Raw genomic sequence first — 13,307 nt, forward strand, 5'->3', positions numbered from 1 at the left:
CTTCTTTCCGGCGGACGAAGCCCTGCTCGCGGTCGGCGACGATTTCTAGCGACGCGATTTCGTTGCCTTCGCGGCGATCGCGGAAGGCGGCGTTCGCAGCAAGTCCGGAGGCAGGTCGCGCAACACTTCCGCGAGTTTGCGCAGGAACGACGTCATCGCCGAACTGCGTCGCCAGACGAGCGCGAGCTTGCGCGTCGGCGCCGGATCGCGGAACGGCAGCAGACGTACGTTGTCGGATGCTGGCACTGGCGGCTTGACCGCGAGCATCGGCAGCAGCGTGATGCCGACGCCGGCCGCGACCATCTGCCGCAGCGTTTCCAGGCTGGTCGCACGGAAACCTTCCTTCTCGCCCGCGCCAGCGAGCTGGCACACCTCAAGCGCCTGCTCGCGCAGGCAGTGGCCGTCCTCGAGCAGGAGCAGATGCTGCTCGGACAGCTCGGCCAGCTTGAGTTCGCGTTGGTTGGCCAGCGGGTGGCTGTTCGGAAGCGCAAGCAGGAAGGGTTCTTCGAACAGGGTTTCCATCTCCAGCCCGTCCTCGTGCAGGGGCAGGGCGAGCACGGCGGCATCGAGACGGCCTTCGCGCAGCATCTGCAGCACGACTTCCGTCTTCTCTTCCACCAGCAGCAATTCGAGTCGCGGGAAGTTCCTGCGGATGTTCGGAATCACATGCGGCAGCAGATAAGGCCCCAATGTCGGAAACAGACCCAGCCGGACGCTGCCTGCCTCGGGGTCGGCGGCGCGTCGCGCGGTCTCATGCATCTGTTCCACTTCGGCGATGACGCGGCGCGCGCGTTCGAGGATGTCGCGTCCCGCAGGCGTCAGCATCACCTGGCGCGGCGCACGTTCGATCAACTGCACGCCGAGCTCATCCTCCAGCTTCTTCAGTTGCGTGGACAGCGTCGGCTGGCTGACGTGGCAGGCCTCGGCGGCGCGGCCGAAATGCCGCTGGTCGGCGAGGGCGATCAGGTAACGCAGGTCGCGCAGGTTCATGGCGACGATAGTTATAAACTATCAAAGTTATAAAAACAATCCACTTTGAAAATCGGAGCCCAGCCCCCAGAATAGGCGGGACGGGTCGTTCGCCCGCATTCCCCCTCTCTATTGCACCAGGAGTATCCATGCTTTCCGTTGGCGAGAAATTCCCCCAGTTCAAGGTCAAGGCGACCGTTTCCAACGACCTGAACGACGCCTTCGTCGATATCGACAACAACACCTACAAGGGCAAGTGGCTGGTCGTGTTCTTCTATCCGAAGGACTTCACCTTCGTCTGCCCGACCGAGATCACCGGTTTCGCCGAGGTGAACCAGCAGTTCATCGACCGCGATGCGCAGATCCTGACCGGCTCGACCGATTCCGAGTTCGTGCACCACGCCTGGCGCACGCACCACAAGGACCTGAACAAGCTGCCGTTCCCGATGCTGGCCGACGTCAAGCGCGAGCTGGTCTCGGCGCTCGGCATCCTCGACAAGGCCGAAGGCGTCGCCCAGCGCGCCACCTTCATCGTCGATCCGCAGGGCATCATCCGCTTCGTCTACGTCACCGACCTGTCGGTCGGCCGCAACCCGCAGGAAGTGCTGCGCGTGCTCGACGCATTGCAGACCGACGAACTCTGCCCCTGCAACTGGAAGCAGGGCGAAGAGACGCTGAAAGTCGCCTGATGCGACCGGCTTGAACGCCGCGGCCGTGCCGCGGCGTTCTTCGTATCACCACGGCGCCATCCCGCATGGCGCCGCTCCGGAGAATCCGATGAACCTCAACGACATCAAGTCAGCCTTGCCCGACTATGCGAAAGACCTGCGCCTGAATCTCGACAGCGTGCTCGCCGAAACCGGCGCGCCCGGGCTGAATGATCCGCAGATCCGCGCCATCGCGCTCGCATCCGCCATCGCTTCGCGCAACCCGCGGCTGACGAATGCGATCGCTGCCTTCGCCGCCGACAAGCTTGGTGAGAATGAACTCGCCGGTGCCCGCGCTGCCGCCGCGATGATGGCGATGACGAACGTTTACTACCGCTTCACCCACAACGCGGCCAACAAGGAATACGAAACCCTGCGCGCGGGGCTTCGCATGAACGTGATGGCCAATCCGGGGATCGACAAGATCGCGTTCGAGCTGGCGTCGCTGGCGGTGTCGGCGATCAACGGCTGCAGCCGTTGCGTCGATTCGCACGAAAAGACCGTGCGCGAGCACGGCGTCTCCGCGCAGGGCGTGCAGAGCGCGGTGCGCATCGCTTCCGTCATCCATAGCGTGGCCGTAACGCTGGAATCCTTGCCGGCCGCTCGCCTGGCGGAAGCCGCCTGAGCATGACTTTGGTCATGGGTTGAACCCCGACCCGGCGGGCTATGCTCGCCGGGTCCCCTGGAGGTTCCATCCATGCGCCATCTTCTGGCGGCTGCCGCCGCGTTCTTCTTCCTTTCCTCAGGCGCGCTCGCCGCCGACGATGGTGTTCCCCGTGGCCGACTGCCGCGTACGGTGGTGCCGGGCAAGGTCGCGCTCGAACTCAAGATCGATCCTGCGCAGCCGCGTTTCTCCGGCGTCGTGCGGATCCAGGCGCGTTTCGCCGAAGCGACCGATACCATCTGGATGCACGGGCGCGACCTGAACATCGTCTCCGCCCGCGTCGCGCCGAAGAACGGCCGCAACCAAACGCTGACCGCCGCCCAGGTGGACGTGTCGGGCGTGCTGAAACTCACCGCCGCCAAGCCCATCGAAGCCGGCGAAGCGTTGATCGAAATCACCTACGACGCGGCTTTCGGAAAACTCGACGGCGCCTATCGCGTCAAGCCCGACGGCAACGACTATGTACTGACGCAGCTCGAGGCCATCAGCGCCCGCAGCACCTTCCCCGGATTCGACGAGCCCAGCTTCAAGCAACCCTGGGATGTCAGCCTTGTCGTGCCGAACGGCAACCAGGCGTTGGCGAATACGCGCGAACTGCGCACGGAGAAGGCCGGCGAGGGCTGGACGCGCCATGTTTTCGCGACCACGGAAAACCTGCCGAGTTACCTGATCGCGTTCGCGGTCGGGCCCTGGGACATCGTCGACGGCCCGGACCTCGCGCCGAACGCCGTGCGTTCCTATCCGGTGAAGCTACGCGGCATCGCTGCCAAGGGCCAGGGCGGCAAGATGAAGTACGCGCTCGACCATACCGGCGAAATTGTTTCTGGCCTCGAGGACTATTTCGGTAGCCCCTATCCGTTCGACAAACTCGATCTCGTCGCCGCCCCGGATTTCGCCGCCGGCGCCATGGAGAATCCGGGGCTGATCGTCTATCGCGATACCCTGCTGTTCGCCAACGAGAATTCCGACGTGCGCAGCCGCCAGGGTTATTGGGGCACGCATGCGCACGAACTGGCGCACCAGTGGTTCGGCGATCTGGTGACGATGCCCTGGTGGGACGACATCTGGCTCAACGAAGCCTTCGCGACCTGGATGGGCAACAAGGTCGTCGGCAAGCTGCAGCCTGGATTCCACACCGAACGCGGCCTGCAGGAAGGCGCTTTGGGCGCGATGGGCGCCGACAGCCTGGCGACGACGCGCCGCGTGCGCGAGCCGATCAGCGATTTCACCGAGATCGAAGCGGCCTTCGACGGCATCACCTACCAGAAGGGCGGCGCGATGCTGGCGATGTTCGAGCGCTACGTCGGCGAAGAGCGTTTCCGCGACGCCATCCGCAATTACCTGCGCGAGCACTCGCGCGGCAACGCTACCAGCGGCGACCTGATCGATGCGATCGCCGAAGCCAGCGAAGACCCGGCGGGCGTGCGCGCGGCCTTCAACAGCTTCATCGATCAGCCCGGCGTTCCGATAGTGCATGTCGGCGCCAAGTGCGCCGCCGGTGGCCGGCCCACGCTGTTGGTGGAACAGCAGCGCTATCTGCCGGTCGGTTCCACCGCTTCGGCGGCGGGCCAATGGAAGATCCCGCTGTGCGTGCGCTACGGCGACAAGAACGGCTCGCAGGCGCAGTGTCAGTTCGTCAGCGCTCGCGAGGAGACGATCGAGCTGGCGACGGACAGTTGCCCCGACTTCGTCATGCCCAACGCCGATGGTGCCGGTTACTACCGCTTCGCGATGTCGCCGGGCGACCAGAAGAACCTCGAAAGCAACTTCGACCGGCTCAATGAACGCGAACAACGCGCTTTCTCCGATTCGCTGGAAGCCGCTTTCGATGCGGGTGCGATCGACGCCCCGGCATTCCTCAGCGCTTCGACGCCGCTGGCCAATGCGCCGGTGCGGCAGACGGCGATGTCGCCGGTGGGAAACATCGGCTGGATGATCGGCAACCTGGCCAGGGACGAGACGCAGAAACAGGCGCTGCGCGCGCATCTGGCGCGTATCTATGGTCCGCGCCTGGCCGCGTTGGGCACGTCGCCAAGGCCCGGCGACAGCGACGACGATCGCTTGATGCGCAACAGTCTGGTGAACCTGATGGCAGAGACGGCCAAGGAACCGAAGCTGCGCGCCGAGCTTGCCGCGAAAGGGCGCGCGGTGCTCGGTCTCGGCGGCGACAAGGCCCTGCATCTCGATGCCGTCGCGCCCGATCAGCGCGCGCTCGCGTTGCGCATGGCCATGCAGGAAGGCGGCGCCGAGGTCTTCGATGCGATGACCGCGCATCTGGCCTCGACCCAGGACCCGCAGTTGCGCGGACAACTGCTCGGTGCGATGTCGGATGCGAAGGATCCGGCGCTGGTCGAGCGCATGCATGAGATGGCCCTGAAGCCGGGCAAGTTGCGTCGCAACGAGTTGCGCTTCGCCACCGGCGCGGGCGACACGGAAACCGACGCCGGCCGCAAGGCGCGGCGCGAATGGCTCGATGCCAACTTCGAGGCCATCCAGGCGCAGCTGGCGCCGGGCGGCGCCACCCTGGTGTACGGCTACACCAGCGGCATGTGCAGCGACAGCGAGGCCGCGACGGTCGAGCCGAAGTTCGCCGAACGACTGCGCAATCTCGAGGGAGGCCCGCGAACGCTGGCGCAGTCGATCGAGGGCATCAAGCTCTGCGCGGCGTTGAAGGAAAAGCAGCGGGCGGCGGGCCTGGGACGCTTCGGCAACGCGGCGGCCGGCAGCCGCTGAATCATCTTTTTTGCACTAGGCCGCCGGTTCCGCCGGCGGCTTTTTTTTATCTCGGCGAAGCGGGCTGCGTTCGCATCCACTCCAGCGTATTGCGCAGCAGGGGCGAACCGGGCTTGGCGAAGTCGATCAGCATGCCGACATGGCCGCTATCGGGCAGTTCGCGCAGTTGTGCGGGAACACCGCGGGCACCGAGCCGTCGCGCCAGGCGTTCGCTGTTCCGTGGATCGACCAACCGATCCTTCAGGCCATGCATCAGCAGGAATGGCGGTTCGTCCCCGTCCACGAAGTTCACCGGTTGCGTGGCGGGCCACTGGCCTTCGTCGCCGAATACCTCGCGCAGCTCGGCATTCGTGATCGGCAGGAAATCATAGGGGCCGGACAGGCCGACCACGCCAGCCAGATCGGCGGGCGCAAGACCCGCTTCGGCAAGGTAGCGCGCGTCCGCGGCCAGCAGGGCGGCGATATGCGCACCGGCCGAGTGTCCGACGACGAAGATGCGCTGCGGGTCGCCGCCATGGCGAGCGGCATTGGCACGCGCCCAGGCGACGGCGTGCGCCGCATCGTGCATGAAGTCCGGGAAGGGATGCGCCGGCGCCTTGCCGTAGTCGGGGACCAGGGTCAGGGCGCCGCTGTCCGCCAGCGCCGATGCGACGAAGCGATATTCCTCCCGGCGCCCGTTGCGCCAGCTTCCGCCGTAGAAGAAGACGACCACCGGCGCCATGGGGCGATCGGCGCGATACAGGTCCAGGGACAGGCCTTGGGCTTGGTCGTAGACGAAGGTATCGCTGCTTCGGTCCGGCGCGCGGGCGTTGAGGGCATGGAAATAGGCCCCGCGACAGCCTGCAAGCAGCGCCAGCGAGGCCAGCAGCAAAGTCCAACGGCTTGGGAAGGCAATTGCCATGGCGGTATCATCCGGGACTGGATGTAAGGATCGCGTCATGAGCCCCAACGAAACCGGCGACCTGGATCAGCGCTATGCCGCCATCCCCGAGCGCAATACCGGCGACAACCTGCTGCGAACGATGCAGCAGCACCATGTGCAGCTGTCGGTGATGGCCGATACCAAGGCCAACATCCTGATCACGGTGTCCTCCATCGTGCTGACGCTCGTGCTGGGCAAGATGAACGACCCCAGCCTGCGTGCGGCGATGCTGACGCTCGCCTGCTTCGTCCTGGTCGCGCTGTTGCTGGCCATCATCGCCGTACTGCCGAAGTACCGGCCCCTGCGACTGAAGGCCGGCGAACCGCTGCCGCCGCAGTTCAACCTGCTGTTCTTCGGCCATTTCGCCGAACTTTCGAAGGAACGCTTTCTCGAGGAAGTCTCCGATGCATTGAAGGCCGACGGCTCGGTTTACCAGACGATGGCGCGCGACGTGTATTCGATCGGCTACTACCTCGCGCACTACAAGTACCGGTTCCTGCGCCTGTCCTACCTGTTCTTTCTCGCCGGTTTCGTCGGCGCGAGCATCGTCGAAGCGGGCCAGCTGCTGTTCGGTCGATGAGTACGGTGGCATCGGCGTTGCGCGACGCGGCGGAGTCTCTGCCGGGCGAGTCGGCGCGCGCCGAAGCCGAGATGCTGATGGGCCAGGCATTGGGCCGCGACCGCGCATGGCTGTTCGCGCACGGCGACGACGAACTGATGCCGGAACAACGCGATCGCTTCCTGGCGACGCTGCAGCGTCGTCGCGACGGCGAACCTATCGCGCATATCCTCGGGCGGCGAGGGTTCTGGTCGCTCGATCTGATCGTGTCGCCCGACACGCTGGTGCCGCGGCCCGAAACCGAACTCCTGGTCGAACTCGCCCTGACGCGCCTGCCGCAAGATTCCGCCGTACGGGCACTCGATCTCGGCACCGGCACCGGTGCGATCGCGCTGGCGATCGCTTGCGAAAGGCGGCAGGCGGAGGTGACTGCGGTAGACGCCAGTGTCGCCGCGCTGGAGGTAGCGGGCAGGAATGCGGCGAGGAATGCACTGACCGGCGTTCGTCTGCTGCGCAGCGATTGGTTTTCCGCATTGGCCGGCGAGCGCTTCGACCTGATCGCGAGCAACCCGCCTTACATCGCCGAGAGCGATCCGCACCTGCAGGAAGGCGACCTGCGTTTCGAACCGCACGGCGCACTGGCATCGGGCGTGGACGGCCTCGATGCGATCCGCATCATCGTCGCTGCCGCGCCTGTCCATCTGGCACGGGACGGCTGGCTGCTGATCGAACATGGCCGCGACCAGGGCGAAGCCGTCCGTGCCTTGTTCGGTGCCGCCGGTTTCGATGCGATAGAAACGGTGCGCGACCTCGAACAGCGCGAGCGCGTCACCCTCGGGCGCCGGACCTAGGCGCGGCGCGCGCGGATCAGCGCCTTCGCGTCCTCGATCAACCCAGCGCGGATTTCGCCGGTGCAGCGCTGGCCAGCTGCGGCCAGCGCCGCAGCAGCGCCGCACGGATGCCGGCGGTGTCGATCCCCGCTTCCGCCAACAGCTGTTCGCGACTGGCGTGCTCGAGATAGCTGTCGGGCAATCCGAGATGCAAGATCGGCATGGCGATGCCTTCGGCAGCGAGCAGTTCGGCGACGCCGGCCCCGGCGCCACCCATGATCGCGTTGTCCTCGATCGTGACGAAACCATCGTGCGATTTCGCCAGTTCGAGTACCAGCTCGCGATCGAGCGGTTTCACGAAACGCATGTTGACCAGGCTCAGGCCGAACTCCTCGGCAACGGGTTGCGCCGCCGCGAGCAGCGTGCCGAACGAAAGCAGTGCGATGCGCGTGCCGCGCCGGCGCAGATCGGCCTTGCCGATCGGCAAGGTATCCAGCGCGGGCTGTACCGCAACGCCGGGGCCGGTGCCGCGCGGATAGCGCACGGCGGCTGGCCCCGCATGACGATGGCCGGTGCTGAGCATCTGCCGGCATTCGTTCTCGTCGGCCGGCGCCATCACCAGCATGTTCGGAATGCAGCGCAGGTAGCTCAGGTCGAACGAACCGGCGTGCGTGGCGCCATCGGGGCCGACGACGCCGCCTCTATCGATAGCAAACAACACGTCGAGGTTCTGCAAGGCGACGTCATGCACAAGTTGGTCGTAGCCGCGTTGCAGGAAGGTCGAATAGATCGCCACGATTGGCTTGCTGCCTTCGCAGGCCATGCCGGCCGCCAGCGTGACGGCGTGTTGTTCGGCGATCGCGGTGTCGAAATAACGCAGCGGGAACTCCTGCGAGAAGCGCACCAGGCCCGAGCCCTCGCGCATCGCCGGCGTGATGGCCATCAGCTTGTCGTCGGCCGCCGCCATGTCGCAGAGCCAGTCGCCGAAAACCCGCGTATAGGTCGGTTTGGCCACGCCGGGCTTCTTCACGATGCCGACGGTCGGATCGAAGGGCGAAACCGCGTGGTATTCGATCTGGTCGCCTTCGGCGAGGTCGTAGCCCTTGCCCTTCGTCGTGATGACATGCAGCAACTGCGGACCCTTCAGGGTCTTCAATGTCTTCAGCGCGCCGACCAGTGCCGGGATGTCGTGCCCGTCGATCGGGCCGGAATAGTGGAAGCCCATTTCCTCGAACAACGTGGACGGCACGAACATGCCCTTCCAGTGCTCTTCCCAGCGCCGGACGAAACGCGCGGTGGGGCGCTTCTTGTCGCCGAGCAGTTTCTTGCCGCCTTCGCGCATCGCGTTCATCGTGCGGCTCGACATCATGCGGCCGAGCATCTTGGTCAGGCCGCCGACGTTCTCGGAAATGGACATCCGGTTGTCGTTGAGGATGACGAGCAGGTTCGGTTCCGGGTCCATGCCACCGGCGTGGTTCAGTGCTTCGTAGGCCATGCCCGCCGTCATCGCGCCGTCGCCGATCACGGCGACGACCTGGCGCGGGTCGCCATTGCGCTGCAAGGCGATCGCCATGCCCAGCGCGGCCGAGATCGACGTGGACGAATGCCCGACGCCGAAGGTGTCGTATTCGCTTTCGTCGCGTTTCGGAAACGGAGCGACGCCATCCTTTTTCTTGACGGTATGGATGCTGTCGCGGCGGCCGGTCAGGATCTTGTGCGGGTAGCACTGGTGGCCGACGTCCCAGACTAGGCGATCGACCGGCGTTTCGTAGAGATAGTGCAGGGCGACCGTCAGTTCGATCACGCCCAGCCCGGCGCCGAAATGGCCGCCGACCTGGCTCACGGTTTCGATCAGGTAGGCGCGCAGTTCCTCGGCGATGGCCGGAAGTTCGGACTCTGGGAACTGGCGGAGATCGGCGGGAACGGCAATGCGCGAGAGGCGCGGGTAACGCTGGACGTCCATCGGGACTCTAGAAACGTGTTCTCAGCCGCGATTGTCCGGTAGCGCGGTAGTCCGGGCAAGCCAAAGCTCGGCTGGATCGTCCCTGCCTGTGGCCCGGGTTCAGCTCAGGCCGGGCTGGCGTAGCCGGTGGCGAGGTTCGCGTTCACGAAATCGGTGACCTCGGCCAGGGTGGCGCCGGACTGCTCGGAAATCTCGGTCAGGCGCGCCGGTCCCTTCATCATCACCGTGGCGATACGGAAATGTTTCGGATACTCGCGTTCGCTCTGCGGCCACTTGTTGAGCTTGTATTGCGCGTTCGGATCATGGCCCGGCGCGATCACGCCCTTGTGGCCGGCCAAGCCGCCCAGCCAGGCCAGGCGGGACCAGGGCTGGCTGCCGCCGAGCTGTTTGCTCAGGCTGGCGTATTCGGCGGCGTCGATGGCGGTGAAATCGCCCTCGCGCATCACCGCTTCCGCATAAGGCAGGAAGACTTTCAGCGTGCTGCCACCGGCGTAGGTCTGCGTTGCGGGATCGAGCACGAGCAAAGGAGCGCCAGGCAGCTGCGCCTTCACCGGGCCGGAAAAAGCGCCGGGCTTCAGGTAGTCGCCCAGGCGCGGATCGCGGGGCGGCGCGGCAGGCGCCGCCGCCATCTGGCCGGTGCTGCGGACCGGATCGGCCGGCATGGCCGCTTGCTGGCCGGTGCTGCGGACCGGATCGGCCGGCATGGCTGCTTGCTGGCCGGTGCTGCGGACTGGATCGGCCGGCATCGCCGCCTGTTGACCCGTCGTGCGCGGCGTCGCGGGCGGCGTCGCGGGCGGAGTTGCCGCCTGTTGTCCTGTCGTCCGTGCTGCACCCACTGCCGCCTGCTGTCCGGTATTGCGTGCCACCGCTTCTGCGACGCTCATGGAAACCGGTTTCGGCCCTGGGGTGGCGCTGGGTTTCTGTCCCGAGATTTCGCCCAGCAGGTTCGCGAGCGCGTCGGTTTCCAGGGGGCGGGTAAGCAGATGGTCGGTTTCCGAACGCGTTCCGGCCGTCAGGGCGATGGTGACCTTGCCGCTGTTATGCGCTTTCAGCCAAGTCATGTGGCCGTACATCGAGTCCATGTCGATCAAGAGGACATCGGCCTCGGATTCCGACAGCAGGCTCCAGCTGTAGCCGAGACGGGCATTGGCTTCCTCGAATCGGGCCTGCACCGCGGCACTGTCCTCGCGGGAGAACCCGGCGATGCACAAGGTCTTGCTGGTCATGCGTCCACATCCCCTGTCGCGGCCCCATGGCCGCCCGACAACCATGAGAGTTTGCGGGGGGCGCGCGTGGGCGTCAAACGCCCGGTAGCGGTTCCGTGAACTGGCTCGCCCGTATGGTGCAGCGCAGCTGGGGGCGCCCTGTTCTGCCTGCTTAGTTCCGCTGGCGTGCGTTCTTCGGCAGGTGCTGTTTGAGGAAGGCCATCTGGTCGGCCAGGATGTGCCTATTCGACAGGATCAGGTGTTCGACCCAGCTCGGTCGATAGGGAATGGCCAGCAGGGGCATGCCTGCCTGCTGCGGCGTGCGGCCGCCCTTGCGCGAATTGCAGTGGAAGCAGGCGCAGACGACGTTTTCCCAGACGTCGCGTCCGCCGCGCGAAATCGGCATGACATGGTCGCGCGTCAACGAATGGCGGCCGTATTCCTTGCCGCAGTACAGGCAGAGGTGCGCATCGCGCGCGAACAGCGCGGTATTGGTCAGCGCAGGCGACGGGTCGAGCGATTTCGGATGCGCATGGCTGCGCGCCGCCACGATCGGATGCAGTTCGACAATGCTTTGCAGGCCGCTGACGCGATTGGTGCCGCCATGCACCGTCAGGCAGGGGTCGCCCATCGTCCAGGCGACCGCGCCGCGCACGTACAGGCAGACGGCATCCTGCCAGTGCATCCAGTCGAGGATCCGGCCATGCGCATCAAGGGAGAGGACGCGGGGGACGGGACTTTCCGCAGGGGATACTTGCCCGGCCGGGGGGCTGAGCTTCCCGGCGCCCACCAGAGCCAGATGCGGCGTGGGCAAGTCCATCGACGCCGAGCATAACCCAGCCGCATGACAGTGCAAGCACGACCGGCCGCTACAATCGGCCCGAACCGGCAGGAGATTCCCATGCGCAGCCTCTACCCCGAGATCGAGCCCTACGACAGCGGTCTGTTGCCGGTGGACGATCGCCACACGCTCTACTACGAACAGTGCGGCAATCCGCAGGGCAAGCCGGTGGTCATGCTGCATGGCGGACCGGGCGCCGGCTGCGGTGCCAAGATGCGTCGTTTCCACGACCCGGCGCATTACCGCATCGTCCTGTTCGACCAGCGCGGCTCCGGTCGCTCGACCCCGCATGCCGATCTGATCGGCAACGACACCTGGTCGCTGGTCGCCGACATCGAGAAGCTGCGCAAGCACCTGGGCATCGAGCGTTGGCAGGTGTTCGGCGGCAGCTGGGGTTCGACCCTGGCGCTCGCCTATGCCGAAACGCATCCGCAACAGGTGACCGAGCTCGTGTTGCGCGGCATCTTCATGCTGCGGCGCTGGGAACTGGAGTGGTTCTACCAGGAAGGATGTTCGCGCCTGTTCCCCGATGCCTGGGAGCAGTACCTCGCGCCGATTCCGGAAGTCGAACGCGGCGATCTGATTTCGGCCTACGGCCGACGCCTGACGTCGCCCGACGAAGCCACTCGACTCGCGGCGGCGCGTTCGTGGTCGGTGTGGGAAGCGGCGACCAGCCTGTTGCTGCAGGACGCCGACTTCATCGCCGGGCACGAGGACGCGCATTTCGCGTTGAGCTTCGCCCGCATCGAGAACCACTATTTCGTACACGGCGGATTCTTCGAGGTCGAGGACCAGCTGTTGCGCGATGCGCATCGTTTGCAGGGCATTCCCGGCGCGATCGTGCACGGGCGTTACGACGTGGTCTGTCCGCTGCAGAATGCGTGGGACCTGTGCAAGGTCTGGCCGCAGGCGAAGCTGGTGATCACGCCGGGCTCGGGTCACTCCGCGTTCGAGCCGGAGAATACGGCCGCGCTGGTGGAGGCGACCGATGCGTTCCGTTAGTCGTGTCGCGCTTGCGAGCGCATGTTTGTTCGCGGGGGCGACATTGTCGTCCGGCTTGGCGCTCGCCTGCCTCAACGAAACCGGAACCAATCGGCAGGGTGAAACGATCGCCTTGTCGGACCGTTCGGCGGAAGAATGGCGCGAGAGCTTGAAGACGCCGACGTCGAGAGCCCGCCTGGTCACGCATTCGCGCCGAGTCATCGAACGCGCGAGGAAGGAACCGAACCCGGAAAATCTCAATGACCTCGCTGTCGTCCTGGTGCGGTTGGGGCGCAGCGAAGAGGCGATCAGGCTGCTGCAGTTCAACGAGTCGCGGAAACCGGGCGGCTACAGAACGGCTGCCAATATCGGTACGGCCTACGAGCTCAGCGGCGACAACGAACAGGCACTGCGATGGATACGCGAGGGGATACGGCGCAACCCCGAGAGCCATTGGGGCAGCGAATGGCTTCACGTGCGCATCCTGGAAGCCAAGATCGAGGCTTCGAAGGGTCGGCCGGCTCCCGCGCGCGGTTCGATCCTGGGGCTGGATTTCGGCGCCGAACTCGTCCCGCGACGCCCGACGCGCTTGCCCGTCGGCAACGACGGGAAGCCGCTCTCGTTGTTCGCGCTGGCCAACGGCATCAAGTACCAGTTGCACGAACGCACGCAGTTCGTGCCGCCGCGCGACGCCATCATCGCGGGCCTGTTCTTCGACTGGGGCAATGTCGAGTTCGCGGCGGGCTCGATCGAGCTGGCCGACGTCGCCTACGACTACGCGCTGCAGTACGGCCATGCGGAGCGCGAGCTGATCGCGCGCCGGCGCAACGAAATCGCACGCATTCTGGCCAAGGCCAAGCGTTCGCCCGAGCGCATGGGCGAATGCGAAACGTGTGATCCGCCTGACATGCCGCCGGCGCGAGACTGACTTCC

The 13,307-nt window shown here is 65.8% G+C and carries 12 protein-coding genes; 7 read left to right on the forward strand and 5 right to left on the reverse strand.

Annotation, left to right across the window (positions count from 1 at the left end):
• Window positions 1-45: 45 nt before the first annotated feature.
• Complete coding sequence (oxyR, locus tag QM707_RS03220; protein ID WP_415000432.1) at window positions 46-990, reverse strand: DNA-binding transcriptional regulator OxyR; 945 nt, start codon at window positions 988-990, stop codon at window positions 46-48.
• A 128-nt stretch (window positions 991-1,118) separates the two neighbouring features.
• On the opposite strand from oxyR, the gene QM707_RS03225 reads away from it, so the two are divergent.
• The 3 genes from QM707_RS03225 (at window position 1,119) to QM707_RS03235 (ending at window position 5,073) form a co-directional block, all read left to right on the forward strand.
• Complete coding sequence (locus QM707_RS03225) at window positions 1,119-1,658, forward strand: peroxiredoxin (protein ID WP_415000433.1); 540 nt, start codon at window positions 1,119-1,121, stop codon at window positions 1,656-1,658.
• Between the two features lie 88 nt (window positions 1,659-1,746).
• Entirely contained in the window at window positions 1,747-2,301 is a 555-nt protein-coding gene (locus QM707_RS03230; RefSeq protein ID WP_415000434.1) for a carboxymuconolactone decarboxylase family protein, read from the forward strand.
• 72 nt (window positions 2,302-2,373) lie between these two features.
• A complete protein-coding gene (locus QM707_RS03235; protein WP_415000435.1) occupies window positions 2,374-5,073 on the forward strand; it encodes a M1 family aminopeptidase in 2,700 nt (899 codons plus the stop codon).
• A 46-nt stretch (window positions 5,074-5,119) separates the two neighbouring features.
• Here QM707_RS03235 and QM707_RS03240 read toward each other — a convergent pair whose 3' ends face one another.
• On the reverse strand, window positions 5,120-5,974 hold the full coding sequence (locus QM707_RS03240; RefSeq protein ID WP_415000436.1) for an alpha/beta hydrolase: 855 nt from the start codon (window positions 5,972-5,974) through the stop codon (window positions 5,120-5,122).
• Between the two features lie 37 nt (window positions 5,975-6,011).
• Between QM707_RS03240 and QM707_RS03245 the strand changes: the two genes are divergently transcribed.
• Window positions 6,012-6,575: a Pycsar system effector family protein gene (locus QM707_RS03245; protein WP_415000437.1), complete on the forward strand. Its 564-nt coding sequence runs from the start codon at window positions 6,012-6,014 to the stop codon at window positions 6,573-6,575.
• Window positions 6,572-7,405 carry a peptide chain release factor N(5)-glutamine methyltransferase gene (gene prmC / locus QM707_RS03250; RefSeq protein ID WP_415000438.1) on the forward strand — a complete coding sequence of 278 codons (834 nt, stop codon included), beginning with the start codon at window positions 6,572-6,574 and terminating at the stop codon, window positions 7,403-7,405. Before QM707_RS03245 ends, prmC begins: the two co-directional genes overlap by 4 nt.
• A gap of 37 nt (window positions 7,406-7,442) precedes the next feature.
• On the opposite strand, the gene dxs is transcribed toward prmC, so the two are convergent.
• From dxs to QM707_RS03265, 3 genes are all read right to left on the reverse strand, one after another.
• Entirely contained in the window at window positions 7,443-9,347 is a 1,905-nt protein-coding gene (gene dxs / locus QM707_RS03255) for a 1-deoxy-D-xylulose-5-phosphate synthase (protein WP_415000439.1), read from the reverse strand.
• 104 nt (window positions 9,348-9,451) lie between these two features.
• Window positions 9,452-10,573, reverse strand: coding sequence for a hypothetical protein (locus tag QM707_RS03260; protein ID WP_415000440.1), 1,122 nt, complete (start codon window positions 10,571-10,573; stop codon window positions 9,452-9,454).
• A 151-nt stretch (window positions 10,574-10,724) separates the two neighbouring features.
• Window positions 10,725-11,372, reverse strand: a complete 648-nt coding sequence (locus QM707_RS03265; RefSeq protein ID WP_415000441.1) for an HNH endonuclease — start codon at window positions 11,370-11,372, stop codon at window positions 10,725-10,727.
• Between the two features lie 81 nt (window positions 11,373-11,453).
• On the opposite strand from QM707_RS03265, the gene pip reads away from it, so the two are divergent.
• Entirely contained in the window at window positions 11,454-12,395 is a 942-nt protein-coding gene (gene pip / locus QM707_RS03270) for a prolyl aminopeptidase (RefSeq protein WP_415000442.1), read from the forward strand.
• Window positions 12,396-12,438: 43 nt separating this feature from the next.
• A complete protein-coding gene (locus QM707_RS03275; RefSeq protein ID WP_415000443.1) occupies window positions 12,439-13,302 on the forward strand; it encodes a tetratricopeptide repeat protein in 864 nt (287 codons plus the stop codon).
• Window positions 13,303-13,307: the final 5 nt, after the last annotated feature.

It is taken from the genome of Arenimonas sp., from assembly GCF_047602345.1.
Lineage (GTDB): Bacteria > Pseudomonadota > Gammaproteobacteria > Xanthomonadales > Xanthomonadaceae > Arenimonas.